This is a genomic window from Komagataeibacter rhaeticus (genome assembly GCF_011611525.1).
Classification (GTDB): Bacteria; Pseudomonadota; Alphaproteobacteria; order Acetobacterales; family Acetobacteraceae; genus Komagataeibacter; species Komagataeibacter rhaeticus.
In genome coordinates this window covers 3,012,032-3,036,712 of the sequence record NZ_CP050139.1, presented here as the reverse complement: position 1 = coordinate 3,036,712, position 24,681 = coordinate 3,012,032, and the positions used below count along the sequence as shown (strand labels likewise).

25 protein-coding genes and 1 riboswitch are annotated in these 24,681 nt (G+C 65.2%); of the genes, 10 read left to right on the top strand and 15 right to left on the bottom strand.

The genetic code is table 11. The features are described 5' to 3' along the window. The first annotated feature begins 174 nt into the window (after nucleotides 1–174). A complete protein-coding gene (locus GWK63_RS13915; RefSeq protein ID WP_007397462.1) occupies nucleotides 175–1,572 on the top strand; it encodes a cryptochrome/photolyase family protein in 1,398 nt (465 codons plus the stop codon). Between the two features lie 267 nt (nucleotides 1,573–1,839). Then, entirely contained in the window at nucleotides 1,840–2,475 is a 636-nt protein-coding gene (locus tag GWK63_RS13910; RefSeq protein ID WP_034931027.1) for a hypothetical protein, read from the top strand. Between the two features lie 279 nt (nucleotides 2,476–2,754). Here GWK63_RS13910 and GWK63_RS13905 read toward each other — a convergent pair whose 3' ends face one another. The 3 genes from GWK63_RS13905 to GWK63_RS13895 all read right to left on the bottom strand — a co-directional run bounded on the left by GWK63_RS13905 (nucleotide 2,755) and on the right by GWK63_RS13895 (nucleotide 3,972). After that, entirely contained in the window at nucleotides 2,755–2,961 is a 207-nt protein-coding gene (locus GWK63_RS13905; protein ID WP_139064271.1) for a hypothetical protein, read from the bottom strand. 111 nt (nucleotides 2,962–3,072) lie between these two features. Then, entirely contained in the window at nucleotides 3,073–3,717 is a 645-nt protein-coding gene (grxB, locus tag GWK63_RS13900; protein ID WP_007397466.1) for a glutaredoxin 2, read from the bottom strand. Nucleotides 3,718–3,765: 48 nt separating this feature from the next. Further along, nucleotides 3,766–3,972: a hypothetical protein gene (locus GWK63_RS13895; RefSeq protein ID WP_007397467.1), complete on the bottom strand. Its 207-nt coding sequence runs from the start codon at nucleotides 3,970–3,972 to the stop codon at nucleotides 3,766–3,768. A gap of 90 nt (nucleotides 3,973–4,062) precedes the next feature. Here GWK63_RS13895 and petA point away from each other — a divergent pair, with 90 nt between their 5' ends. Continuing rightward, the gene (gene petA / locus GWK63_RS13890; protein WP_034931079.1) at nucleotides 4,063–4,701 is read left to right on the top strand and encodes a ubiquinol-cytochrome c reductase iron-sulfur subunit; all 639 of its coding nucleotides are present in this window, start codon (nucleotides 4,063–4,065) and stop codon (nucleotides 4,699–4,701) included. A gap of 8 nt (nucleotides 4,702–4,709) precedes the next feature. Here the strand turns inward: petA and GWK63_RS13885 are convergent, their stop codons facing one another. After that, a complete protein-coding gene (locus tag GWK63_RS13885; protein ID WP_007397469.1) occupies nucleotides 4,710–5,771 on the bottom strand; it encodes an L-dopachrome tautomerase-related protein in 1,062 nt (353 codons plus the stop codon). A 150-nt stretch (nucleotides 5,772–5,921) separates the two neighbouring features. Further along, the gene (locus GWK63_RS13880) at nucleotides 5,922–6,461 is read right to left on the bottom strand and encodes a DUF1269 domain-containing protein (protein WP_007397470.1); all 540 of its coding nucleotides are present in this window, start codon (nucleotides 6,459–6,461) and stop codon (nucleotides 5,922–5,924) included. Nucleotides 6,462–6,730: 269 nt separating this feature from the next. Between GWK63_RS13880 and GWK63_RS13875 the strand changes: the two genes are divergently transcribed. Then, entirely contained in the window at nucleotides 6,731–7,069 is a 339-nt protein-coding gene (locus GWK63_RS13875) for a hypothetical protein (protein WP_034931077.1), read from the top strand. Between the two features lie 126 nt (nucleotides 7,070–7,195). Here GWK63_RS13875 and GWK63_RS13870 read toward each other — a convergent pair whose 3' ends face one another. Next, nucleotides 7,196–7,405 (bottom strand): hypothetical protein, encoded by a 210-nt coding sequence (locus GWK63_RS13870; protein WP_007397474.1) that lies wholly within the window; start codon nucleotides 7,403–7,405, stop codon nucleotides 7,196–7,198. 156 nt (nucleotides 7,406–7,561) lie between these two features. Here GWK63_RS13870 and GWK63_RS13865 point away from each other — a divergent pair, with 156 nt between their 5' ends. Further along, entirely contained in the window at nucleotides 7,562–8,398 is an 837-nt protein-coding gene (locus GWK63_RS13865; RefSeq protein WP_007397476.1) for an acid phosphatase, read from the top strand. A gap of 115 nt (nucleotides 8,399–8,513) precedes the next feature. Here GWK63_RS13865 and GWK63_RS13860 read toward each other — a convergent pair whose 3' ends face one another. The 3 genes from GWK63_RS13860 to GWK63_RS13850 form a co-directional block, all read right to left on the bottom strand. After that, a complete protein-coding gene (locus tag GWK63_RS13860) occupies nucleotides 8,514–10,538 on the bottom strand; it encodes an AAA family ATPase (protein ID WP_007397477.1) in 2,025 nt (674 codons plus the stop codon). 157 nt (nucleotides 10,539–10,695) lie between these two features. Continuing rightward, nucleotides 10,696–11,691, bottom strand: a complete 996-nt coding sequence (locus GWK63_RS13855) for a hypothetical protein (protein WP_007397478.1) — start codon at nucleotides 11,689–11,691, stop codon at nucleotides 10,696–10,698. Between the two features lie 295 nt (nucleotides 11,692–11,986). Continuing rightward, nucleotides 11,987–12,910 (bottom strand): glucosamine inositolphosphorylceramide transferase family protein, encoded by a 924-nt coding sequence (locus GWK63_RS13850; protein WP_007397480.1) that lies wholly within the window; start codon nucleotides 12,908–12,910, stop codon nucleotides 11,987–11,989. 108 nt (nucleotides 12,911–13,018) lie between these two features. Between GWK63_RS13850 and panB the strand changes: the two genes are divergently transcribed. From panB to GWK63_RS13825, 5 genes are all read left to right on the top strand, one after another. Further along, complete coding sequence (gene panB, locus GWK63_RS13845) at nucleotides 13,019–13,849, top strand: 3-methyl-2-oxobutanoate hydroxymethyltransferase (RefSeq protein WP_034931014.1); 831 nt, start codon at nucleotides 13,019–13,021, stop codon at nucleotides 13,847–13,849. Next, complete coding sequence (locus tag GWK63_RS13840; protein WP_007397482.1) at nucleotides 13,846–15,228, top strand: MFS transporter; 1,383 nt, start codon at nucleotides 13,846–13,848, stop codon at nucleotides 15,226–15,228. Before panB ends, GWK63_RS13840 begins: the two co-directional genes overlap by 4 nt. A 267-nt stretch (nucleotides 15,229–15,495) precedes the next feature. After that, nucleotides 15,496–16,200 carry a phosphate signaling complex protein PhoU gene (gene phoU, locus GWK63_RS13835; protein WP_007397484.1) on the top strand — a complete coding sequence of 235 codons (705 nt, stop codon included), beginning with the start codon at nucleotides 15,496–15,498 and terminating at the stop codon, nucleotides 16,198–16,200. Between the two features lie 5 nt (nucleotides 16,201–16,205). After that, nucleotides 16,206–16,940: a response regulator gene (locus tag GWK63_RS13830; protein WP_007397485.1), complete on the top strand. Its 735-nt coding sequence runs from the start codon at nucleotides 16,206–16,208 to the stop codon at nucleotides 16,938–16,940. Nucleotides 16,941–17,123: 183 nt separating this feature from the next. Continuing rightward, a complete protein-coding gene (locus GWK63_RS13825; protein ID WP_223846552.1) occupies nucleotides 17,124–18,104 on the top strand; it encodes a cytochrome c in 981 nt (326 codons plus the stop codon). A gap of 95 nt (nucleotides 18,105–18,199) precedes the next feature. Here the strand turns inward: GWK63_RS13825 and GWK63_RS13820 are convergent, their stop codons facing one another. From GWK63_RS13820 to GWK63_RS13795, 6 genes are all read right to left on the bottom strand, one after another. Continuing rightward, entirely contained in the window at nucleotides 18,200–18,721 is a 522-nt protein-coding gene (locus tag GWK63_RS13820) for a peptide deformylase (RefSeq protein ID WP_007397489.1), read from the bottom strand. 20 nt (nucleotides 18,722–18,741) lie between these two features. Then, nucleotides 18,742–19,374, bottom strand: coding sequence for a hypothetical protein (locus tag GWK63_RS13815; protein WP_223846551.1), 633 nt, complete (start codon nucleotides 19,372–19,374; stop codon nucleotides 18,742–18,744). A gap of 157 nt (nucleotides 19,375–19,531) precedes the next feature. Next, complete coding sequence (locus GWK63_RS13810; RefSeq protein ID WP_007397491.1) at nucleotides 19,532–21,118, bottom strand: carbohydrate porin; 1,587 nt, start codon at nucleotides 21,116–21,118, stop codon at nucleotides 19,532–19,534. A 152-nt stretch (nucleotides 21,119–21,270) separates the two neighbouring features. Then, nucleotides 21,271–21,500, bottom strand: a riboswitch (cobalamin riboswitch). A gap of 30 nt (nucleotides 21,501–21,530) precedes the next feature. Then, complete coding sequence (locus GWK63_RS13805; protein ID WP_007397493.1) at nucleotides 21,531–22,469, bottom strand: ribokinase; 939 nt, start codon at nucleotides 22,467–22,469, stop codon at nucleotides 21,531–21,533. A gap of 80 nt (nucleotides 22,470–22,549) precedes the next feature. Beyond that, entirely contained in the window at nucleotides 22,550–23,401 is an 852-nt protein-coding gene (locus tag GWK63_RS13800; RefSeq protein ID WP_039998619.1) for a 23S rRNA (adenine(2030)-N(6))-methyltransferase RlmJ, read from the bottom strand. A 168-nt stretch (nucleotides 23,402–23,569) separates the two neighbouring features. Beyond that, on the bottom strand, nucleotides 23,570–24,676 hold the full coding sequence (locus GWK63_RS13795; RefSeq protein WP_007397495.1) for a glycerophosphodiester phosphodiesterase family protein: 1,107 nt from the start codon (nucleotides 24,674–24,676) through the stop codon (nucleotides 23,570–23,572). Nucleotides 24,677–24,681: the final 5 nt, after the last annotated feature.

Below are 24,681 nucleotides of genomic sequence, written 5' to 3'. Positions count from 1 at the left end.
GAAAAGGGACGGCAGCGTAACCTTTCATCGGGATTGCATCAGATGAATTCAGCCGACGACCGCTCCGGAACGGCCATCGGCAGTCCGGCTGCGGTCGCCATTTGACGGCAGGGGGTTTGTGTCCCACACAGGGGCATCCGTCCCCGTCCGCAAGCCGCACCGGAAAAAGCATCCATGTCCCAGAGTGCCCCGACCATCATGTGGTTTCGTGATGACCTGCGCCTGGCGGATAATCCGGCCCTGTCCGATGCGGCCGCATCGGGACCGGTCATATGCCTGTATGTGCATGATCCCGCCCTTGCACCGGGCAGCGCCGCGCGGTGGTGGCTTCATGGTGCCCTGACCGCGCTGGAGGATGACCTGCGCGCACGCGGTGGCCGGTTGTGCATCATGGCGGGGCCGGCATGGCAGTGCGTGCTGCGGCTGGCCCGTCAGGCCGGGGCGGGAGCAGTTGTGTGGAACCGCCGCTACGGTGGGGCTGCCCGGCAGGTGGATGCACGGATCAAGCTGGCGCTGAAGGACATGGGCGTGCAGGCCCGCAGCCATCGGGGCAACATGCTGCATGAACCATGGCAGGTGCGGACCCGGCAGGGCGCGCCGTTTCGGGTCTATACCCCCTGGTGGCGGGCGGTCCGGGCCATGGGCGCCCCGCTGCCGCCCCTGCCGGTGCCGGCCGCGCTGGGTTTTGCCGCCCTTCCTCCCGCCGTGGAGGACGGTCTGGTCAGCCTGTCCGCGCTGGGGCTGCAACCCACCCGGCCGGACTGGGCGCAGGGATTGCGTGACACATGGCAACCCGGTGAGCAGGCGGCGCATGCACGACTGGCCACCTTCATGGCGACACGCCTGCCGGGATATGCCCGGCTGCGTGACCTGCCTGCCCGGCCCGCCACATCGGGGCTGTCGCCCTGTCTGCGTTTTGGCCATATTTCCCCCCGGCAGATCTGGCATGCGGTGGAAGCGCAGGGAGACGTGGACGCGGACGGGATGTGTTTTCTCAGTGAGGTGGGGTGGCGGGATTTCGCGCATGCCACCCTGTTCGACTGTCCCGACATGGCAACGCGCAGCCTGCGGCCCGAATATGACCGCATGCCCTGGCGCACCGACCCGGCCGGGCTGCGGGCATGGCAGCAGGGGCGGACGGGCTACCCCATTGTCGATGCGGGAATGCGTGAGCTATGGCACACGGGCTGGATGCATAACCGGGTGCGGATGATCGTCGCCTCTTTCCTGACCAAGCACCTTCTGCTTGACTGGCGCGCGGGCGAGCGGTGGTTTGCCGATACGCTGGTCGATGCCGACGGGGCCAGCAATCCGTTCAACTGGCAATGGGTTGCCGGATGTGGACTGGATGCCGCGCCCTATTTCCGTATATTCAACCCGGTCCTGCAGGGGGAGAAATTTGATCCCGAGGGTGATTACGTGCGCCGCTGGGTGCCGGAAATTGCCCATCTGGCGGGCAGGGCGGTCCATACGCCCTGGAAGTTTCCCCACGTCCATCGGGGTTATCCCGCCCCCGTGGTGGATCTGGCAGATGGGCGCGCACGCGCCCTGGCGGCATGGAAGACACTGTAAGGATTATGTTTTCTTTATTCCATATCGGCTATGTCCTGTTTTGTGAATTTATGGATACCTGAAATACCCAGAGTAAAATGGTAATAAAAATACATGAATTTGAATTAAAAAATCTGGGCATAAAATTTAATTCCGGAATTTTGACATTTTTTCTTGTGTTTCCCTAATAAAATATATTGTGTCTATACCGTTTTTTGAAAACCCGCGTGATCTGGACCAGATTTCCCACATGGAAGACACGCATATCGAATCAGAGGGCATCATTTCATGGGCAGGCAATATGGTTCGGCAGCAGCGGTTTCGTATGAGGAGGGATGCCTGTCCTTTACCGCCGGCCATTTTGATGTGGATATGATACGGCAGGCCATCATCCAGTATCGCCGGTCCGGTTTCCATCATGATCCCCTGCGCCTGCAACCGCTTGTTGTCCGGGCCGGGGCATGGCTGAGCCTGCGCCTGCATGAACTGCATGAATGGAACCAGGGATTCTTCAGCCTTGATGGCGGCACGGTTGTCATCCATCCCACCGCATCCGATACAGTGACCATGCTGCCGGTTGATATCCGCAACCAGGGCGGGAGCCTGGTCTTCAGCGCGGCGGAGAATCTGTCCGGGACCCTGCTGGTCAACCTGAGCCGCCCCAGGCAGGCCCATGCGCCCGTGCAGCTTGTCTTTCAGGGCTGTGCGTTACAGTTTGCCCATTACGATCCCATGACGGATATGACCCTGGTGGGCCTGGTGCCGGAATATGAACTGCCCCATGGCTGGGTGGCGGTCAGGCTGGACGGCAATCCGTGGCGGATTGACAGGGCCGTGCAGGTTCCGGGGCTGGACAGGCCGGTCCTGCGCCGGGAATGGCAGGCGGATGAACGCGAGACCGTTACGCTCAGCCTTCCCGGCTGAACGGGCGTTCACGGATATGTCACGAAAAAGGGAGGACTCTGCGCGCGCAGAGCCTGAATGCCAAAGGACCAACAGACTTATCCACAGGTATTCACACTGGATTCAGGCTTGCGACTCTGGTCTGGTGTTGCGGTAAAGAGACAATAAATGGCTATTTTCCGCCATCAGAAGGATTCTCTTGGCCGCCTGTGCGCTTCGGCCTGTGCTGTTATCGACTGGACTCGGGTTGAGTCCAGAAAAAAAATCCACACCTGACCGGTCTGTTCATTTTTCCGCTCCCTATCCCCTGGCCGTGCGGGCCTGCTGGGCAGGCGGCCCCTGGCCGGCCTCATGCGCATCCTCGAACTGCAGCAGGATTTCCGGTGGCAGGTTTTCATTGCTCACCATGGTGAACCGCTCCCGTAATGACCGGCGTACCCATGATTCGAATGGTGAAAGGATGGAACGGCATACGGAATGCCGCAGGATGTCGGTTGATGTTGACATGGCGGGTTCCCTGCCTGCGTGGGCCGTCGGATGGAGAACGGTCGGGATGGCCTGACAGTTTCCATCCCGGTCCGCATGCTGCCGTGGCCGCCATGGAAGCCCCCGGGCGGGTCAGGCGGCGATGGAATCCAGCAGGGGAATGCCGGTTGCCTGCGCCATGTGCTGGCAATATGCCCGGACCCGTTCCGGCCAGTCCAGACCGGCCACGATGGTCAGGCTGCGCAGGTGGGCAAACAGGTGAATGTCATCGCGCGACAGGGTGCCGTTTACCGCATCGGGCCGCTGGATCAGTCCCGCCAGACGGGCCAGTCCCGCATTGGTACTGGCGCGCAGGGCCGGTGTGTCGGCCAGGCTTTCACCAAAGGGGCCGATCATGTCTTCCTTGTTGCGGATGAAATACAGCCGTGCCGCCGTGGTGGCGAATTCCGGCAGGGGGGCTGCCGCGAAACGGGGCAGCATGAGGTGGATGCCGGCGCGCTGTTCATCCTTCAGCCACTGGCTGATCGCGGGCCGGGTCGGCCCGGTCAGCACGAGCCTGCCATCCATCGTGTCGATATGGGCGACAATATCCATGCTTTCCCCCATGAAGCGGCCGTCCTGCTCCAGGATGGGCACCAGCTTGCGCCCAACCATGCGGGTAGGAGTCTCCACATCATCATTGAGCAGCACGACATCCGTAACCGGCACATGCTTGAGGCCAAAGATCATGCGTGCCTTCACGCAGAAGGGACAGTGGTCGTAAATATAGAGTTTCATCCAGACCTCCAGGAACGGAACAGGGCCGCGATCTTGCGATCGGTCCTGCTACGGGCGCAGCGCATGGACGGATCGGATCGCGGCGGGAATCCAGCCAATAAGGGTAACCTGCGGCACAAGGCAGACAAGCCCCGCTAAGGGGACGATGGTGAAGAACTGCAGCCGGGGCAGACGTGGTGCGAGGATAAGCCGCGTATCGGGTCTCCCGGTAATCCCGCCCGCCCCCATATCCTGACGGGGACTGGCCGCCAGCACAGCCGGATCTTTATCTGCCGCCCGAAGGGGATGGTGGCGGGGATGCGTACGCCCTTTCTTTTGGCGGGTGATCACGATAGAAAACGCAGGATGGAAAACGCGTCGGATACACAATCGGCACCCGGCGGCGGGCGCCGGAATTTCCTCGGGCTTGTCACCGCCGCCACGGCTGCCGCCGGTGCGGGGGCCTGCCTGTGGCCGTTCCTGCAAAGTCTTGCCCCGCGTGACAGCGCGGCAGCGCATCTGCCGGTAGACGTGGATGTCTCGGCCCTGCCGCCGGGGCAGCAGATTGTCGTGACATGGCAGGGCAAGCCGGTTTTCATTACCCACCGCACGCCCGAATCCCTTGCGGCCCTGCAGGATGCCGCCCTGACCAGCCGCCTGCGTGATGGCCAGTCACAAGACCAGCAGCAGCCCCCTTATGCCGCGAACTGGCATCGTTCGATCGAACCGCGTTATGGCGTGGTAGTGGGGGTATGCACGCATCTGGGTTGCGTGCCAGCTTACCGCCCCCTGCCCGAAGGGCAGGCCGACGGCCGGTGGCCGGGTGGTTATGCCTGCCCCTGCCATGGCTCCAAATTCGATCTGGCAGGACGGGTATTCCGCGGCGCGCCCGCGCCCTACAACCTGCCGGTGCCGCCGTACAGCATGCCGTCGCCCACTCTCATCCGGCTGGGTGAGAACCCGGCCGGGCAGGTATTTGATTTTTCGACCATCCGCCAGCTCTGATATGCGGCCTAGCGGACGGGCTTGAGATGCAGGTCCATGGTGTAGATCGCAACCGGAAGCTGCACGCGTGAAATGCCATCGGGCTGGAACGTTGCGGTCCGGTTGAGCTGCACGGCCGGAATCCACAGCACGCCATGGCTGTCGATCCACATGGCATCGGCCCAGACCAGCCGCCTGTCCCGTACCAGCGTGCTGGCCCTGCCCTGTGGCGTGATGCGCAGGATACGCAGTCGGTTCACATCCGATACATACAGGTTGCCATCACCATCAATGGCGGTGCCTCCACTGCTGGGCGTATTGTAGAAGCGGGTCACCGCGCGCGCGAGACCGGCTGCCGGCAGGACCGGGTTTTCAAGCGCCGCCGTTGGGGCTGACCACATCGGGCCGGAACTGGGCTGGAAATACAGTGTCCGCCCGTCTGGCGAGACCTCAAGCTGGTCGGCATGGATGCGCGCGGGCTGGCCATGCACGGTCAGCAGCCTGCCTTCGGCATGCATCGGGCGTTTATCGGTGGTGGAACGGTCATGCGCCAGCACCCGGCGCTGCGCCCCGGTGGACAGGTTGACCACCACCAGCGCGGGATCACCCGCATCGGTTACGAAAATCGTGTCATTGTGGAAGCGGATGTCATCCATGTAGCTGTGCGGCGTACTGGCCGCGCGCAGCGAGAGGGCATGGACGACCTGCCCGGTCGTGATGTCAAAGGCCAGCAGGCGGGCCGGTGCGCCATTGGCGGGGTTGGGCGGGCCACCCACATTCGCATCGCCCGAATCCACCACCCACAGCAGCCCGTCCGACCCGATGCGGATGGCGTTGACCCGGACAAAGGGCTGGAGCATGCCCCTTGTCCCGTCAGGGTGGTTCCAGCGCGCATCGGGGAAGGCGTGGGGCTGGCCGTTGGCATCGATCTCGGCCACGGTGGGACCACCGCTGCCGCCTCCGCCCCAGTAGGGGAAGGAGACGAACCGCTGCCCGTCATCCGCAACGGCCACGGCGTTGAGGATACGCTCCGATGTCCACGCCACATGCAGTGCCGGCGTGGGGCGCGCCATGCCGGGATGCAGCGGCATGATACAGGCCAGAAGCCCCGCCGCTGCAAGCGCGGCGCGACACTGGCCCCGGCGGAAGCGTGGGCTTGGCATGGCCTTACCCTAACACTGCTCCCGTCCCCGTGGCATCACGGGTGCGTGTGGAACATCCGCCGGGCCGGTGCGCGGGTGTCAGGCCGCGGGGGCAGGGGCCGCCGCCAGCTGCCCCAGGGCCGCGCGCAGCTTGCTTTCATTTTCGGGGGAGAGAGAAGTCTGCAGCACGCGGGCATGGCCCTTGAACTGCGACAGGTCGGCCAGCACCTTGTCCGGCTGTGACTTGCGCACCAGCACGAACAGCGCGGACGAATTGGCGGGGATGGTGGCACCAAGCGATTTGATGAAATTGTCATCAATCCCGTAATCGGACATCTTGCCCGCGATGGCGCCAGCCCCCGCGCCCACGATGCTGCCCGCCACGAAACCGGCCAGCGGGTTCAGGCACAGAAGCCCCACCAGCGCGCCCCAGAACCCGCCGGAAAACAGGCCGTAGGAAGCGCCGATCTTCTCCAGGTTCACGCTCTGCTGCAGGTGCAGCTTGCCTGCCGCGTCCCGAACCACGACAACCGCGTCTTCCAGATCCAGCAGGTATTCCTTTTCCAGTTTCTTGCATTCGGTCAGCGCGGCCGTGGCTTCGGCCGGACTGTCAAAACCGACAACGATCAGATCGGACATGGAGCACTCCATTTGATAGGGCCGCCACCATTGTGGCAGCGGCATAAGGTTATCGTGATATTACATGCAGGAACGCCTTATTCCGTGGTGGTTTTTGAACATGGTTGCCCCCGATGGGGTGCAGGTCTTGATCATTTCGCGCCCCGTGCGGGATGGGGCCTGCCCTGATGCCGGGCGGCGGGCAGGGGAATGAACCCGCATGCCAGCCATGTGTTATCTGCCACAGGGCGACATGCCATGCCCGCGTGACCGAAGGGAAAGGAAACCCGATGCCCCGTTCCATGAATAAGGATGATCGCCCCGATGATGGCGGCGCAGGCAGGCACGGCGCCGCCCGCAGGCTGGCCGAGGCCGGGCTGCGGGCCGAACGCGCGGGGGATCAGGCCCGTGCCGATGAACTGTTTGACGAAGCCGGGCGTACCGACCCCGAAGCACTGGAAAACGTACTGCGGGAAAATCCCGTTCCCCGCCGCCGTGTGTCGGGGCAGGGCTTTGGCGATGACGCGGGCGTTGCGCGCCTGAGCCGCACGGTGGAACCGCATGGCGATTCGCCGTCCCGTGCCGGTATTACGCAGGCAGGCAGTGGCGCGGATTCCAGGCAGCGGTAAAACTGCCATTATCAGGAAAGCGTTCTTGGCACGGCTTCTTGCAAAAAGCCTCGCGCGATGCCGCCTTTTGAAAAGGCGGTATCCTGCAGTTTGATGTGTCCATCAAAAAGGCTGTTTGGGGTGCCGCTAGAGCGACGGCCCCCACATGCCCGCCACGAACACGATTGCCCCAAGGGCAAGCATGGCGATATGGAACATCACCTGTCCCGGCATGTAGTCCGGCGTGATGTTCAGCCCGTAGATGAACTGCACCACCACCAGCGTCAGCCCGATCACACACAGGCCGATACGCACGGGGCTGACCGTGACGGGCCATATCTGGTTTCTGCGGTTCATGTACTGCATGCCTCCGGGCTTTGCTGGCAGCATGCCACAAAACCCGGCGGGGCAGAAGCCGCGACTTTCTTGTCAGGATTTGCCCGTGCCGCGGCGCATGCTATGCGCAGCTATGGGTCGTCCCCGCCACGGCCACGGTGAACTGACAGGAAAACCATGCGTCTTGACCGTTGCGCCCCCACTGGCATGCTTGCTGTCTGTGCCATGATGGCCATGCCGGCTGCCGCCCACGCGCATCCCCACCACCATGGGGCGGCCCGCACGGCGGTGCGCCATGCCGCCGCGCCGGATGTGCCGGCAGGCCCACCCTTGCCCGACGGCCAGGTTTTCCTGCCGCCTCCGCCGGGGCCGGACACCGCGCAGCGCGCGGCCGATGCCTCCATTTATGCCGCCACCCGCGCGCTGGAGGGTACGCCGCGATGGAAGCTGGCGCAGGCCGATAACCGCGATACGCCAGCGCATATGGTCTCGGCCTTTTCCTGCGCGGCGGGTTTTACCCTGCCGCCGGAACGGCTGCCGGAACTGGTGGGCCTGTTCGCGCGCATCGAGCGCCGGCTGGACCCTGCCGTGCATGCGCAGAAAACATTGTGGAACCGCCCCCGCCCGTTTACCGAGGCCGAACTGCCATTATGCATACCCCTGCGTGACAGCCTGCGACGAGACCCGTCCTACCCCTCGCTTCATGCCACGCTGGGCTGGGTGGCGGGGCTGATCCTGTCCGATATCCTGCCCGAGCGGACGGCATGGATCATGCAGCGCGCGCGCGTATTTGGTGAAAGCCGGGTGGTGTGCGGCGTGCAGTGGCAGAGTGATGTCACGGCGGGCTGGCTCAATGGTGGCGTGCTGTATTCCGCCATGGAACAGGATGAAGGCTTCCGGCAGGAAATGGATACGGCCCGGGCGGAAGTGACGGCCCTGCGCACCACCATGGCCGCCCCGCCTGCCGCCGAATGCGCGGTGGAGGCGGATGCCGCCGCCCATCCACCGCAGTAATGTATAAATAATAAAAGTTCTTGGGTGCCGCATTTCTTCAAAAAGGCGGCATTCTTCAAAGCTTTTTGAAAAAAGCTTCACCAAGAACTTCTTTACGTTTTACATCCTGCACGGATCAGGACAGGAACCCGATCCGCCGGTTGCCATCCCGCCCCGCCGTCTCCGCCCGCAGGCGTTCCAGCAGTTCGTCCGGCGTGGGGTCTTCATCCAGCAGGCGCGCCCGGCGCAGCACCAGCGCGAAATCCGATGGTACCAGGGTGCGGACGTGGCGCAGCCCGGCGGGGGGCGCCTTGCCAAAGAAGCTGTGGAACGCATGGGCCGCCTGCTGCTCGGTCAGGTAGCCAAAGCGCGCACGGAACAGGAAGCGCCGCATGCTGGCGGGGTCCAGTTTTTCCACCAGGTTGGTGGTGCAGGCAAAGGGCAGCGGATGCTGTTCCATCCATGTCAGCATTTCGTTGACCTGACTGATCTCCCATGAGCGTTCGGCCGCCCTGCGGTCACCCAGCAGGCTGTCGGCTTCGTCAATGATCAGGAAGGCACCACTGTCGCAGGCTTCGGCAAAGGCGGCCGCGATCTGCTGCTCGCTCTGGCCCACATACTTGTCCAGCAGGTCGGAGGCACGTTTCTGCAGTACCGGCATGTCCATCCGGGCCGCCAGATGGCGGGCATAGGCACTCTTGCCCGAACCCGGTGGCCCGGACAGCAGCAGGGATACCGCGCGCGGCGCGCCGGGGCGGGCCAGGCGCGTGGTCAGCGCATTGAGGTCACAATCCGCGTTGATCAGTGTCGAATCGTAATCCGTCACGTCCGGCTGCGCGGGCATGGGCATCTGCCCGCCTGCGGCGGCGCGCGCGATGCCGGTTGCGATCATGCTGGCCATGGCCGAATCCCCGCCCGCCAGATGGGTGGAACGCAGCGCGTTGCGGAAGATGGCGGGGGCTGCGGGAATGGCACGGGCCAGATCGGCCGCGTCGGTTGCGGCCAGGGCTACTTTTTCCTCGCGCGCCATGTCCTGCCACAGGCGGGTGCGCACCCCTATGCCGGGCTGGCGGACCTCGATGCACAGCGCCATGCGCCGCGCGATGGCGGGGCCAAGCGTGTCCAGGTCATTCGCCGTCCAGATGACCGGCGTGCCGCCCTGTTCGAGCAGGCGGTGGAAGAACACGCGGCTGTAGGACTGCGGCGGGTCGAACAGGCTGGCGGTAAACAGGTCTTCCGCCTCATCGAACAGCAGGATGGAATCCGTGTTGCGCAAAAGCCGCGTGCTGCACCGCAGGTCGGCCAGGCGTTCATGGCGCGAGGGCTCGTCCCCCGCGCTGTCGGCCTCGCCCACGGGGTAAAGGGTCGCACCGATATGACGGGCCAGTGTTGCCGCGAATTCGGTCTTGCCGGTGCCCGGTGGCCCGTACAGCAGGATGTTGATGCCGGTGGCGTGCTGCGCGATGGCGGCCTTCACCAGCTTTGCCGCGATCTCGGCCTGCTGGCCCAGATGGGCAAAGGCCTCCCATGGCAGCGTGGCATCGCGCGGCTGGCCCAGCAGCAGGGAGCGGATGTCCCCCACCACGTTCGCGCGCCGGTTCATGAGCGCCATGAGCCGGGGCAGCAGGGTGATGTCGCCATCCTCGTCCACGGTCATGAGCCCGCTCATGCGCAACTGGCCATCGGGGGCCAGTGCGGTGGCGATCGCCTCCTCCTCCTGTCCCAGAAGCAGGTGCAGCAGCGGAATGTCCTCGCACAGGAACGGCCCGCGCGAGCGGTTTTCGCACAGGTCGTCCCATAACTGTTCAAAATGGCCGTTCAGCCGGTAGCACATGGCAAGGCCCAGCACCTCGCTCGCAACCCTGCCCAGCCCGGTGGCCTGGGTCAGTTCCTCCAGCCACGTATCCACATAACCCCGGTCACTTGCGTGCTGGAGGCGTACTTCCTCCAGCGCGTGGCCAAGCCGCTTCCATTCCGTGGCGGTGGGCGGATTCTCGCCATCATGGCGGGGGCTGGCGGGCAGGTCCTTGTCGGGCAGGCCCAGATCGGGCTGCGCCTGCACCACGCAGCGCACCAGGGCACCCGCATCGCGTGACCCGCGATGGATCGAGCCATGCAGGATACACAGCATTTCCAGCAGCCGGCGTGTCTCACCGCGCACGCGCGGTGAGCGGGGCGGGGCCGTCCTGCGCCGGGGTGCCGGTCTTCTGCTTTTGGCTAGCGCCATATATCGGGTCTCCTGCTACTCCTGTGCAATATAGGGATTGCAGGCGCGGATGTCGCGTGGGGGAAGAGGAATATGTTGCCCTCCTCTCCCTTCAGTTACCGCCCGACAGGGCAAAGCCGGTTTCAACCTGGTCCAGCAGCGCATCGAGTTCCGTCCGCCGCAGGGGGTCGGTGCCGGTGGCCACATGGGCGCGGGCGCGCTTTTTCAGGCTGCCTGCCACGCGCGAACTGACCGGCCGGGCCGCCCCGTTGCGCAGCAGGTCCGCGATGCTGGCCCCCTGTTCGTGGGCGGCCATAATGACCGAGAACGCCATGTGGTTGACAATGTTCTCGAACTCGAAGCGCCCGAAGCGGGACTGGCAGCGGCTTAGCTGTTCCAGTGCCGTGGCATAGCTTTCCACCGCGTTGAAGTGGCCTGCGGTGCGGAAATGCTGGGTATGGTAGCGCGATGCCTGGATATGTTCCTCCCGCGCCAGATCCCATTCGCCAATGGCCGCGCATTCCGTCTCGATCAGGCAGTGCAGCGCGCGGGCATTCAGGCAGGCCGCGACGAAATCGGTATGGGTAATGTCATTCCATGACAGGGGCTGCCCCGCGCGCCGCATGGCAAAGCGGAAGCCGCGATGCCCGTCAATGCCGTACACGATGGTGGTGTTGCCCCGGCATAGCGGGTCGGTACCGGTCACCATGATGTGGCCGCTATCGGCGCGGTGCATGTAGTGCTGCCATGTCATGACATCCAGCAGCGTCTCGTCATCCACCACCCGGTCGGTATGGCGGCGGACATGCTTCATGAAACTGGTCGCCTGCAGGCCGGTTACGGCACGGGGCGAGAAATCGACCTGCCACCATATGCATGCCCGCAGCAGATGGAACGCAAGCGCATCACGCAGCTGCGCCAGCTCCACATTTTCCGTGGCAAGGCTGTCCATCTGCGCATCGCACAGGGCCTTTACGGTGCTGAAGCGATGGGCCAGCATGTCCAGCTGCCGCGCGACCGGCTGCCATGGGTCAAGATAGCTGACCAGGTTCTCGGGGCGCGAATGCTGCAGATGCCACGCAGCCGGGGCGGTACGGAGTTCACGCATCAGGCAGTCCTTGAAGTCTTGGTGGCCGGAAAGGCGGTGCGGGCTGAACGGCCGGCCAGAATAAGGGTGTGTCCCGCATTGATGGTTCCCCCGCATCATGGCTGTGGCCGGATGCGCGGGCTACGGCGTGGTCCCCTGCCGGGACAGCGCATGGCATACGCTGTCTGGGTTGCCGTATTGATGTATATTATGGGCATGTTATGTGATACTGCTAATTAATATCACATTAAATTCGCGACAGGATTTTACGCCTGTCCGCATTCCGTCCTGACATGCGCCACGGGGCCGTGCTGCCCTAACGCAGCATGGTGCCAACAAGTTCACGCGTGATGCGGGTGATATCCACCCCCGCCCGGCGTATGACCGAACGGCTGGTATGCTTGGCATCCACCAGGGTCACGCGGCCCGCGGCGGACAGGGTATGCAGCCCGTCGGTCGCGGGGCGCCAGGCGGCGGGCGCATGCAGGGCGCGCAGTGGGTGGGCCGCGAATTCCCGTGTGGTCAGGGTGGTGATGGCCAGCGGCGTTATGGCCCCGCCATAGGTCCGTGCGCAGTCCTGCGTGGGCAGGATGATGGTGCCATCCTCCATGACCACCGGCGTGCCGCCGGGGCGCGCGCTGTGTATGTCGCGGCGCACGGGGTTGGCGGGGTGCGGGTGCCACGGGCCGGTCAGGCTGTCGGCCCATGCCACATGCAGCGTGTCGACGCGGGGCTGTTCGTGTTCATGCCATGGGGTATGGAACAGCCACCACCGTCCATCATGGAACAGGGGGGAGGCATCGATCATGGCGCCGGGAAAGGCGCAGCCTTTCACTTCTTCCCATCGATAGGGGAAATCCGTTGCGCGGTACAGGCGCTGCCGGCCGCTGCCGCCTGATTCCGGCATCATGAGGAAGGAGCCGTCCCGCTCACGCAGGATGACGGGATAGGACAGGTGCCACGGTTCCACCAGTACGGGGGCATGGGCCAGCAGGCGCAGTGCGTGGTCAAGGATGAACACGTCGATCCGCCCCACCCGCACGCGGTAGTCATAGGCTTCGGCAAACAGGTACAGCCGGTTCTCGTGCCAGATGCCAAACGGGTCGGCAATGAAGCGGAAGGGCCCCGGGTCCGGCAGCCATGTGACCGGCAGCCCCGCAAGCTGGCCCGCGCGCAGCACATCGGGCAGCGGGCGGTCTATGATGCCCGTCTGCCATATGTCGGTCCGGCCCAGTCCCATGCGTGCTTTCCCTTGTCATCCCGGTCGTGGCGGATTTGCAAACAGGCATGCGCTGCAATATGCCAGATGTCATCTGTACCAGATGGACATGGAAGGGGAATAGCAAGCATGGGCAGGACGGAACAACCCCGCCGCCGGACCATTCGGGACGTAAGCAAGGGGGGCGTGCCCGGCGTGTGGCTGACAGCCTACACCGCCCCCCTGGCCCACAGGCTGGACGCGCATGTGGATGTGATTCTGGTGGGGGATTCGCTGGGCATGGTGGTGTATGGCATGTCCGACACGCTTGGCGTGAGCCTGGACATGATGATCGCCCATGGCGCGGCCGTGGTCCGGGCATCGCGTCAGGCGCTGGTGGTGGTGGACATGCCCTTTGGTTCCTATCAGGAATCGCCCGCCCTGGCGTTCCGCAATGCCGCCCGCGTCATGGCGGAAACGGGTTGTGGCGCGGTCAAGCTGGAAGGCGGGGCCGAAATGGCGGAGACCGTCGGCTTCCTTGTCCAGCGTGGCATTCCGGTGTGCGGGCATGTCGGCCTCATGCCGCAGGCGGTCAAGGCCACGGGCGGGTTCCGCACGCAGGGGCGTGATGCGGAACAGGCGCGCAAGGTCCATGCCGATGCCCACGCCATTGCCGCCGCCGGTGCCTTTGCCGTGGTGCTGGAGGGCACGGTGGAGCCCCTGTCGCGTGAGATCGCGGCCAGCGTGCCGGTGCCCGTCATCGGCATAGGCGCTTCCCCCGCCTGCGACGGGCAGGTGCTGGTGGTGGATGACATGCTGGGCATGTTCGGCACCGCCATCCCACGCTTCGTGCGCCGCTATGCCGATATGGGCGACGTGATTGATGATGCGGTGGCCCGGTACGCGCAGGATGTGCGCAGCCGCGCCTTTCCGGGGCCGGAAGAATGTTTTGGCGTGCGCCGCCAGGTCACGCCGGGATGAGGCGTGCCCCCGCGCCCGTGCCCGCTCCACCCCCCGTCGGGATGCTGGAGATCGTGGCCTTTGGCGCGGGTGACATGGGGTTCAACATCATCTGGGGGCTGATGCTCAGCTACCTGGCGTATTTCTATACTGAAATCTGCCTGTTCCCCGTGCAGATGGTCGGCTTCATGCTCATGGCCGCGCGCGCGGCCAGTCTGGTCACCGACCCGGCGGTGGGGCTGTGGATCGACCGCAGGCCGGCGGGCCGGCAGGCCCTGCCGCTGCTGCGCGCGGGGATTGCGCCGTTCATGGTGCTGGTGGTGCTGACCTTCGTGCCGCTACCGCGCGGGTGGTCCATGCTGGCGCGGGGCATCGGCGCCAGCATCGGCTATATGGGGCTGTGCGTGGCCTATGGCGTGGTCAATACCGCCTATGGCGTCATGACCAGCCTGATCACCGCGGCACCCGATATGCGCCTGCGCCTTGCGACCAGCCGCATGGTCGGGGCCACTCTGGGCGGCCTTGCCATCAGTATCGTCACCCTGCCTGCGGTGGACTGGCTGGGCCACGGCAGCCGGCAGGTGGGTTTTGCCCTGTTCATGGCGGGGGTGGCCTGCGTGGTGGGCGGGCTTCTGTGGCTGTCGGCGCGGTTCTGCCATGAGCGCGTGCAGGCCCATGCCGGGGAAAAGCCGGTCCGTGCCCCCGTGCGCGCGCTGGTCGGGATGCTGGCCGCCAACCGGGGGTGGCGGCGGCTGACCGGCGCCATGCTGCTGACCATGCTGGGCAGCACCTTCCTGTTCGGGGCACTGGTCTATGACGTGCGTTATGTGATGGGTGCGAAGGATTACATGGCGGGCTGGCTGCTGGGCATGATCAGCCTGATGGTGCTGGCGGGGTGCTGCGTGTCCCTGCCGCTGGCGATCAGATGGGGAACGGCGCGTGTCATGCGCGGCGGGACGGTGGCGGCGGGGGCGGTGCTGCTGGTGGCGTACGGACTGCCTGCGGGGCCGGGCGCGACGGGGGGGCTGCTGGCGCTGTTCGGGCTGTGTGTGGGGATATGCAACCCGGTCTGCTTCACCCTGCTGGCGCATTGTCTGGACCACGGTGGGGCCGGAGCGGGTGGCCTGCGGACGGTGGGGCTGGCCTGGGCGCTCAATTCCACCGCATCGAAAATGGCGTTTGACATTGGCGGCAGCCTGCTGGCCGGGCTGCTGGCAGCCTGTGGCCTTGCGGGCGGGAGCAGCGTGCAGTCCGCGCATGCGCAGGCGGGAATCCATGCCGGCTTCCTGCTGGTGCCTGCCGTGCTGTACCTGCTGGCGGGTGGCGTGGTCCTGCGCGGCCTGGGCGTTCAGAAGCCGGCGGCCGCCGTAAGCGGCACGGCCAGCCCGCCGCCTGCGTAATATTGTGGCCCGCCAGCGGCGGCAGGGTTCCCCGTGCCCGGCAACCTGCCCACGGCCACGCCCGGTGCCAGACGGCGCGAAAGCGGGCATGCGGCACGGGCGTTCCTGCAAAAATCTTTTTATTTCATTATTATGTGCCAGCGCTGGCGGGTATGACATCGCCTTGAACAAATGCGGGACCGATATAGTATACTCACGTGGCGTATCGTAAGCCCTGATATCGGGCATATCCCGTATAAATGTACGGACAGGTGGAAAGGTTTGCGGGTGGGACAGGAATCGGCACATATCGTAAGCAGTTACGAGCAGGAACTCGAGCAGCTGCGCTCCATGATGGCGCGCATGGGCGGGCTGGTGGAACGGCAGACCTCGCAGGCTGTCGCTGCCATTGCCGATATGGATGAAAATGCCGCCGGCATTGCCTCCGACCTCGACCCGCAGGTCGATACGCTGGAGCGCGATGTGGAGGCGATGGTCATCCGCATCCTCGCCCTGCGCTCACCCGTGGCGGGAGACCTGCGCGAGGTCGTCTCGGCCCTCAAGATCACGGGGGACATGGAGCGCATCGGGGATTGCGCGGCCTCCATCGCCCGGCGTTCCCTGCGTGTGGAGCTGGTGAACTCACGCGTGTCGCTCAGTGGCCTGCGCGGCATGGGGCGGCTGGTGCAGGACAACCTGCGCCGCGCGATCGATGCGCTCAGCCAGCGCAACCCCGACCTTGCGCGTGAGGTCTGGCAGTCCGATACGGCGGTGGATGAGCTTTACAACGCCATGTTCCGTGAACTGGTCACCTATATGATGGAAGACCCGCGCAACATCGGCGCATGCACCCACCTGCTGTTCATTGCCAAGAACCTGGAACGCATTGGTGACCACGCCACCAATATTGCCGAACGCGTGTATTATACCGCAACCGGCGAGATCCTGCCGGTGGTGCGCCCGCGCGGCAGCTTTTCGGGGCAGGGGAGCTAGGCGCCGTGAACCCACAGGTTGACCGGCCGCTCCGCATCCTTGTGGCCGAGGATGATGCCGCCCTGTCCGTCATGCTGTCCTACAATCTTGAAGCGGCGGGCCATGCCGTCATGCCCGTGGATAACGGGCTGGATGCCCTGCGTGAGGTCACGGAATGGAAGCCCGACCTCGTGCTGCTGGACTGGATGATGCCGGGCCTGTCCGGGGTGGACCTGTGCCGCAGGCTGCGCATGGCCACGGCCACGCGCTACCTGCCGGTCATCATGCTGACCGCACGCGGGGAGGAACGTGATTCCATCCACGCGCTGGATACCGGGGCGGATGACTATCTGGTCAAGCCCTGCGGGATGGATGTGCTGCATGCGCGCGTGCGCGCGGTCATGCGCCGGTGTGCCGGGCGGGGGGCCACGGCGGCGGCGGAGCAGAATGACGATGTACTGGGCTTTGCCGACATAACGGTGGACCATGGTGGCCGGCGGGTCACGCGCGGCGGTAGCGCCATTGCCCTTGGCCCTACCGAATACCGGATCCTGCTGCACCTGCTGCGTAACCCGCGCCGGGTGTTTTCCCGCGCGGAAATACTGGCCGCCGCATGGGATGACCGTATCCATGTGGAAGAACGCACGGTGGACGTGCATATCCGCCGGCTGCGTCTGGCGCTGAACGCAGGCGGCGGTGTCGACCTGATCCGCACCGTGCGCTCCAGCGGCTACATGCTGGATGACGGCAGGGTGGATTAGGGAGTGTCGTCAGCGGTCCCGACAGGTGGGGAACCCGGTATCGGTGTTCCGCCCAGCAGGGCCGCAAGGTTCCTTCTGCCCTGATGAAGGCAGCGCGCCCCCGGACCTTGGTCCTTTGGCCTGATGTTGTGAACGCGCAATGATTCCAATATGGTCATGGTTCATGACATCAAGGAATCGTGAATGGTGGACTGCCCTGCCCCCGGCATGACGGACCCGGAGCATCCGGCCGGATGGATGACCGTCCGGTACAGGCTGGCGGCATGCGTTGCCTTTTCATCGCGCCTGTCAGGTTCACGGGCACGGCGCCCGTCAGGACTGGTAATGGCCTGTCTTGCCACGCTGATGGTCGGGGCGTATCCCGTGGTGACGGCCGCTGCCACGCCGGAACCCGCACTGGCTGTCATGGCGCAGGGACAGGCCAATGGACAAAGCTATACCCGCGCGGCCCTGCTGGCCCTGGCACAGCGGCGGACAGTCACGCTGGCGGTGGACCCTGAACATATAGGCCCGCAGGTTGACGCCGTGCCGCTTGCCGCCGTGATGGGTTCCGGTGCAATGCCGGATGCGCTGCGTCTGGGGGCATCGGACGGTTTTGTGGCGGAACTGCCCGTGAGTACGCTCACCACGGCCGCAGACTACGGCGTGCGGCCATGGATCGCCATCGAAGATCCGGCCCGGCCATGGCGTTCACCACAGGGCGAGGACCTCGGGCCGTTCGTGTTGGTCTGGGTGGGCGCGAATGCGGGGCGTATCGGGCAGGAACAGTGGGTTGACCGGCTGGTTTCGGTACAGGGGGAGACCGCGCCCGTGGCCCGCTGGCCCGGACTGGGGCTGCCTGCGGCAGTGCCCCGGAGCGATCCCGCATGGCGGGGGCAGGCCCTGTTCCTGAGTAACTGCATGCCCTGCCACAGGCTTAATGGAAATGGGATGGGGGACAAGGGACCTGATCTGGGGCAACCGGTCAATGCCGTGCGCTATCTGACCCCGGCCGGTTTCCATGCTCTGGTGCGCAACCCGCGTGCGGTCCGGCACTGGGATGGCGCGCGGATGGAAGGATTTCCCCCCGCAGTACTGAGCGATACGGATATCGATGCCATCCATGCCTATCTTGCCCGGCTGGATACCGGGGCAACCCTGCGTCAGGGCAAGCCCCGGGAATAAAAGTTTTTGGTGAAGCTTTTTGAAAAAAGCTTCACCAAAAACGTTCTTATGACGACTGGGTGTTATCCGGATGCCCGTAACGCCTTCTGGCTGCCTTACGATACGTCGGGACCCGCTCCGTTCAGGCGCGTCTGGCGGCTGTAGCGTTTCATGGCCCGGTCGCGCCGCAGTGGCGAGAGGCGGCGTGTCCAGAAAATGCCGTTGATCTGGTCAATCTCATGCTGCAGGCAGGCTGCCAGCAGTCCTTCGGCTTCTTCTTCCACCATCAGGCCATCCAGCCCGGTGTAGCGCACCCGCACGCGCGCGGGGCGGGTCACGGGGGCATGGATGCCGGGCATGGACACGCTGCCTTCTTCCGCCGTGGCGGTTGCGGTGTCCTGCCAGATGATTTCGGGGTTGGCACGGGCCTGCGGGCCATTGCCACCGGGCAGGTCGATCACCACCAGCCGCAGCAGCATGCCCACATGGCATGCCGTGATCCCTATGCCCGGTGCGGCATGCATGGTCTCCAGCAGGTCACGCGCCAGTTCTGTGGTCCGGGCGCTGGTGGCGTCAACCGGGGCCGCCGCCTGCTGCAGGCAGGCATGCGGGAAGCGGATGATGGGCAGGATGGCCATGGTGTGGGGTTCTGCCCCGTTCAGTACAGGAAGGGGCCGTTATCGTCCGGGCTGACATTCGTGTAGTAGGGAATGTAGAAATTCATGCCAAACGGGCTGTAGGTATGGTCCACGCCCGATACGGGCCGTATCGGCTTTACGTCATGTTCGGCCAGGCAGTCATACAGCGTCTCGCGCAGGTGCTGGGTGTCCTTGTCCGACCTTGGCGCGCCGAAGAACAGGTCATGCGCGTAGGGTTTGCACGCCTGTGGCGTGTGATCGTAATAGGTGGCGTAGCGTTCCTGCCTGTTGCGGCTAATGTCGGCATCGGAAATCCACTGGTGGCTGGCGGCGGTGGTATTCCATATTTCCTTCCAGCCCGTACGCATGTGGGGCAGGCGGGCCACGGCCACGCCGTCCTGCCGGGTGCCGTCCTGCCGTACCAGGGTGCCATGGCATGACATGACCTGCATGTGGTCGTTATAGACGGCGCTTTTTATCGTGCCGTCCTCGAACCGCATGGCCGGGGACGTGCCGGGCGTGCCCTGGTTGGCAATTGCCACAACGGCGGAGGCCACGGCAGGCTGCTGGCAGTAATTCACCATGGGGCGGGGCGTGTGCTGCGCGCAGGCGGCCATACCAAGCGGAAGACATAAAGCTACAAGACGGCGCAACGCTCTTATCCTTTTTCATGATGTGGCACATGGCGGTTTTCCATGCCCGTACCGTCTGGGGTACAGGAGGGGGCAAGGCCCTACAACAATATAAATTTTCAATCCGGGTCTGTGCTTTTGTCTTCTCTTGCCCCTTCATCCAGGCCCGCCCGTGACGTCAGAAAGTCAGGCTGGCATGCAGCCCGCAGACCACTTCATTCCCCACGCGGCGCAAGCCGCTCCAGTCCGCCACCCGACCCGAAGGATGCCAGACATACTGGAAGTCGGGCTGCATCACCATCCATGGCGTGACCTGTGCCTGATAGGTCAGTTCCAGGTGGTTCTCGCTGCCCTGCAGCAGGGCGCCACTGGTGCGGTCGTATTCCCGCAGGCCGGAACTGGCGCGCCCGATGCCCCAGCCCAGGCCTATGGTATCATTGTTGCGCCCCCTGAATGGTGCCTTCAGGTTCAGCCCCGCATCGATGGCAAAGCTGATCATGTTGCGGTCACCGCTGTTGCCGGTGGCGCGCGCGAACACGCCCAGCGAGCGCGGCGAGGCAAGCGAAGGCCGCCAGATCATCTGGTCGATGATGCCGTAGAGCAGCCAGTTGCCCCGGTCCTGTCGTGGCATGCCGCCATAGGTGCCCAGCGGGCGGCCCTGCATGTTGTAGCGGTAATCGGGGAAGCGGGCGGTATCGTAATATCCCCCCAGCTTGTACACACCCGGCAGGCCGGGATTTCTGGTCGCGCTGCCCATGTCGGCGGGCTGGGGGTTGAGCGCATATTGCAGTTCGGTGATCAGCAGCGCGCCGGTGCCCATGTTGAACTGCGTGCCGCTGCCGTCATTGGTGGTCTGGCTGGTGGGATCGGCCCGGTTGCCGCCATTCTGGATGACGAAGGAATTGCTGCTGTTGCCCGGGGGGTTGTCGTCGGCCGCGGCGAACATGAAGGTGAATGTCTCGTCCGGGCGGTAGCGGACCCGCACGGCGGGGGAGGCAAGTGGCCATGACGGGCCGCCGGCATACAGGTTGAGTGATGGCCCCATGGGCCAGCCGAAATTGGCGTTGAGGTAGAGCGCCCCGTAATCGCTGATCAGGAATTCGGTATCAAGGTCCTGCTGGCCGATCTTCACGTCCAGCTTCCCGCCCAGGAAGGAGTGCTGGTACCACAGTTCGAACAGGCGGGTGGAGCGGTCGGCCTCGAACCCGCTTACGGGGTTGAAATCGGCCAGATGGTCCTGCGAGATCGAACGCCCGCGCGTCTGCAGCGCGCTGACATTGAACAGCCCGCCCTTCAGCCCGAACAGCTTTTCGGTATCAATGGTCAGCGTGGGCATGGTCACGCCATCATAGGCGGGACCGGTGCCGGCGCCCCCCGCGCCATCGCTGGCCGAGGCACTGCCGCCGGTGGCATTGCCCCACAGTTCATTCACATCCTGCAGGTCGAAGCTTATGCCATGCCTGTAAAGCCAGGGGCGCGCACCCCCCATGTTGCCCAGCAGGCTGCCGCTTGTGTCCAGCGCGTCTGCGCTGGGGGGGGCCTGCGCATCGGCCTGCGCGCGTTCGGAATCCCGCACGGTGGCCGGATCGATCTGCTGGATCAGCGGGGTGGAATTGCCCAAGCGGGCGCGGTCATCGGCAATCTGGGTGCGCGGGACCTGCGCGTGGGCTGTGGTGGCCCCGCATGGCCCGATCAGCATGCAGGACAGGAAAAGGAGGCGTGACAGGGCCGTCCACCGCGGTGGCGGGGGATCAGGTATTTTCATGGCAGGGGAACATCCCGTCAGGATGGGCCTGGCCTATGGCGGGCCAGGAAGGAAGCGGTCCCGCAGGGGGGCCGCCGCAGCTACAGGATGACGGGATTTCAGGTAATCCGGAGCATGGGTGTCCATCCATCTCCGGTCAGGCCCGCCCGGCGATATCGTAAGGGACAACGGCAGGTCTCCTGACTTGCGGGTCATGATACTCCCTCCCCCTTCCCGGCCGGGGCCAGTGGTCGCGGCGGCTGCCGCAATGGATGGAGCACTCTCCGCCTACAGTTGCGGGTACAGTTGCCGACTGTGCCCCCGGGTGCGGGTCCACCCTGCCGGGGCTTACGGCATTCCCTTTCTCGCCCGTTCGCACGGGACCGCTGTCTTTCCGGGCCGGACTATAGCGCTTGCGGACAGGCATGCAAGGTCATGCGGCAGGCTGGGCCGCCATAAGGGCCGTGACGTCCGCCATGGTGGGAGCCGCCTGTGCGGCACCGGCCCGCGTGGTGGCCAGCGCGCCGCACGCCGCCGCGACACGCACGGCCTGAGCCGGCGGGTGCCCCGTCACCATGGCCGTGGCAAGCCCCGCGTTGAAGCAGTCACCGGCCGCGACCGTATCAATGGCATGAACCCTGAAGGGCGGGATGAACCCCTGCGCGCCGGGGGCGGAATAGACCACGCCCCTGTGCCCCAGCTTGATGATGGCGGTGCTTACGCCGCGTTCGTGCAGGATGCGCGCGGCGGCCAGGGCGGTTGTCTCGTCCTTGGGTTCGATGCCGGTCAGGGCCGCGGTCTCACGCTCGTTGGGGGTCAGGATGTCGGCCAGCCTGCACAGTTCGTCCGGCAGTCCCCCTGCGGGCACCGGGGCGGGGTCAAGCATGACCGGTATGGCGTGTGCCCGCGCATGCCGCGCCACCGCGATCATGAGCGTGGGGTCCATCTCCATCTGCAGCATGACCATGCCGGCACCATCCAGCGCGGGCAGCAGCAGGGGGAGGGAGGTGTCCGTATGGGCCATGTTCGCGCCCCCATCCACCAGGATCTGGTTCTCGCCCGCCCTGTTGATGGTGATGAAGGCCCGGCCGGTGCCCGTGGCCGCATCCTCCAGCAGCCAGCGCGTGTCAACGCCCGCGCCCTCCAGCGTCGTGCGGGCCATGCTGGCCAGCATGTCGCGCCCGGTCCAGCCCGCCAGCGCCACCGCCTGCCCCAGCCGGGCCACCGCCATGGCCTGGTTGGCGCCCTTGCCCCCCAGCCCGGTGGAGGAGGCATGCACATGCATCGTCTCCCCCGGCCGGGCGAAGCGGGTGACGTGCATGACAAAATCGATATTCGTGCTGCCGATTACGGCAATATGGGCGCATGACATGGGTAGGGCACCTGAAAGGGGGAAGGGGACGGGACCATCCGGTTGCGGACCGGCCTGATCCCGCAGGGAGCTTTGCGGTTCTATTCCGGCACGACCCATTCCACATGGGCCTGGGCTTCGCCATCGCCCAGATACCCGCACAGGCTGGTCAGGGCATCGCGGGCGGTCTGCGCGAACTGGAAGGGGGGGTTGGCCACCAGAAGCCCGCTGCCATTCAGCCGTGCCGGGTCAAGGGGCGGGCGCAGGGTCAGTTCGATGGCCAGCAGGTTGCGCTGGCCCGCATCCTTCAGCGCGTTGAGGAAGGCACGCGTGGGCGCGCGGTGCTTGATGGGATACCACGCCGCCACGATGCCGGTGGCAAAGCGCCGCCGGGCCGTGATGATGGCCTGCGCCAGCCGGTCGAATTCCCCCGGCTGTTCAAAGGGCGGGTCCATCAGTACCAGCCCGCGCCGTGCCTGCCGGGGTGGCAGCAGGGCGGTCACGGCTTCATAGCCATCGCGGCCATGCACGCTGACAGCCGGGTTGTGGCGGAACAGGCGCCGGAGGTCCTGCTGGTCCTGCGGGTGGAGTTCGCAGCAGGCCAGCGTATCACCGGGGCGCAGCAGGCGGGCGGCAATGGCGGGGGAGCCGGGATAGGACGGCCTGCCACCCTGTTCCCCCATTACCGCCTTCACCATGTCCAGCCACTGCCGCACGCAGGGCGGCAGGATGGTGCCGGGTGGCAGGTCAAGCAGGCGGCCGACGCCCTCACGCCATTCCCCCGTTGACTGGGCCTGCGGGCCGGAAAGGTCATACAGCCCGATGCCCGCATGGGTATCAAGAACGGAGAAAGGCGAGGGCTTGCGGCGCAGTGCGTCCAGCAGCGCCACAAGCATGACGTGTTTCATCACATCGGCAAAATTGCCCGCGTGATAGCCGTGTCTGTAATTCAATGTCCTGTTGCCCTGAAGCATGCCTTCCCCCCGTTACGGGGGTCTGCAGGACTGTTACTGCATGGTGGCGCCTTTTTCCATGCCGGGCACGGTTTTCATGCGGCCCCCACCCGTTTTTCGGGGGGCGGGGGCCGCATTGCCATCATGTGGCATGGCGGCCGGGCCGTACTAATCGCGCAGGGCCATGCGCCCGATGGCGGGGTCATCGGTAAAGAATCCGTCCAGCCCCATGTCCAGCATGCGACGGATTTCGGCTATGGAGCCCTTCGGGTTGCGGGCGTCATCGCCACTGGCGTCACGCAGTTGTGCGGGCAGGAAACGGTTTTCCGGCCGGAAGGTATAGGAATGGACCAGAAGCCCCGCACGATGCGCGTCATCGATCAGTGTCGTCGGCTCAAGCCAGGCCCCGGCGGCATCACGCGGGATGATGTCCGTATTGGATGGCCCGATCACATCGGCATAGTCCCGCACGCGCTTCAGGCCATCCGCGGTCATGAGATCGCCAAAGGTGAGCGGATCGGGCGAACCCAGCGTGTCGGGTACGGGCTGCGTGCGCTCGCCCATCAGGAACATCAGGCGGGCCTGCGGGTTGACGGCCTGCACCCTGCCGTGGAGCAGGCGCAGGTTCGCGGTCTCGAAGGACTGGACTTCAAGCGGGCAGGTGCGGGTGTATTCATGCGCCGCGATCACGCGCAGGAACGTGTCTTCGGGCGTGTGGCCCAGCTTGTGGAAATGGGTGGAGTTCTTGATCTCGGGGATCAGCCCGATCACGCGCCCGCGGGCCGCGGCTTCGGCGGCGACGAAATCAATGACTTCCTCGAATGTCAGGATATCGAAATGCCCGTCATAACGGGTGTTGTGCGCGCGCACCGTGGGCAGGCGTTCCTTCGCGCGCAGGGTCTTGAGTTCGGCCAGGGTGAAATCGGTGGTGAACCAGCCGGTCTCCTGTGTGCCGTCAATGTTCAGGGTGCGGCGGCGCGACGCGAACTCCGGATGCGCCGCCACGTCCGTCGTGGCGGTGATGTTGCTTTCATGGCGGGCGACCAGCACACCGTCGCGGGTGGGCACCAGGTCAGGCTCGATATAGTCGGCCCCGTCCATGATGGCGCGGGCATAGGCCGCCAGCGTGTGTTCGGGCCGCAGCGCGGAAGCCCCCCGGTGCGCCATGAGCAGCGGCACCGGCGCCAGCGCGGGTGCGGCATGGACGGTGGTGCGGGCAAGGAACAGCCCCATGCCCGTCATGGTGCCCGTTATGGCCTGTCTGCGTGTCAGCATGAACC

Excerpts from the sequence above, each read along its gene's own strand:
- GWK63_RS13915 (WP_007397462.1), top strand. The coding sequence starts at position 175 with ATGTCCCAGAGTGCCCCGACCATCATGTGGTTTCGTGATGACCTGCGC.
- GWK63_RS13805 (WP_007397493.1), bottom strand. The coding sequence starts at position 22,469 with ATGTCATGCGCCCATATTGCCGTAATCGGCAGCACGAATATCGATTTT.
- GWK63_RS13820 (WP_007397489.1), bottom strand. The coding sequence starts at position 18,721 with ATGGCCATCCTGCCCATCATCCGCTTCCCGCATGCCTGCCTGCAGCAG.
- GWK63_RS13885 (WP_007397469.1), bottom strand. The coding sequence starts at position 5,771 with ATGCCGCTGCATCCCGGCATGGCGCGCCCCACGCCGGCACTGCATGTG.
- GWK63_RS13880 (WP_007397470.1), bottom strand. The coding sequence starts at position 6,461 with ATGTCCGATCTGATCGTTGTCGGTTTTGACAGTCCGGCCGAAGCCACG.
- GWK63_RS13905 (WP_139064271.1), bottom strand. The coding sequence starts at position 2,961 with ATGTCAACATCAACCGACATCCTGCGGCATTCCGTATGCCGTTCCATC.
- GWK63_RS13840 (WP_007397482.1), top strand. The coding sequence starts at position 13,846 with ATGAGGCGTGCCCCCGCGCCCGTGCCCGCTCCACCCCCCGTCGGGATG.
- GWK63_RS13810 (WP_007397491.1), bottom strand. The coding sequence starts at position 21,118 with ATGAAAATACCTGATCCCCCGCCACCGCGGTGGACGGCCCTGTCACGC.
- GWK63_RS13795 (WP_007397495.1), bottom strand. The coding sequence starts at position 24,676 with ATGCTGACACGCAGACAGGCCATAACGGGCACCATGACGGGCATGGGG.
- GWK63_RS13910 (WP_034931027.1), top strand. The coding sequence starts at position 1,840 with ATGGGCAGGCAATATGGTTCGGCAGCAGCGGTTTCGTATGAGGAGGGA.
- GWK63_RS13865 (WP_007397476.1), top strand. The coding sequence starts at position 7,562 with ATGCGTCTTGACCGTTGCGCCCCCACTGGCATGCTTGCTGTCTGTGCC.
- panB (WP_034931014.1), top strand. The coding sequence starts at position 13,019 with ATGGGCAGGACGGAACAACCCCGCCGCCGGACCATTCGGGACGTAAGC.
- GWK63_RS13855 (WP_007397478.1), bottom strand. The coding sequence starts at position 11,691 with ATGCGTGAACTCCGTACCGCCCCGGCTGCGTGGCATCTGCAGCATTCG.
- GWK63_RS13875 (WP_034931077.1), top strand. The coding sequence starts at position 6,731 with ATGCCCCGTTCCATGAATAAGGATGATCGCCCCGATGATGGCGGCGCA.
- petA (WP_034931079.1), top strand. The coding sequence starts at position 4,063 with ATGGAAAACGCGTCGGATACACAATCGGCACCCGGCGGCGGGCGCCGG.
- GWK63_RS13870 (WP_007397474.1), bottom strand. The coding sequence starts at position 7,405 with ATGAACCGCAGAAACCAGATATGGCCCGTCACGGTCAGCCCCGTGCGT.
- GWK63_RS13850 (WP_007397480.1), bottom strand. The coding sequence starts at position 12,910 with ATGGGACTGGGCCGGACCGACATATGGCAGACGGGCATCATAGACCGC.
- GWK63_RS13825 (WP_223846552.1), top strand. The coding sequence starts at position 17,124 with ATGGTGGACTGCCCTGCCCCCGGCATGACGGACCCGGAGCATCCGGCC.
- grxB (WP_007397466.1), bottom strand. The coding sequence starts at position 3,717 with ATGAAACTCTATATTTACGACCACTGTCCCTTCTGCGTGAAGGCACGC.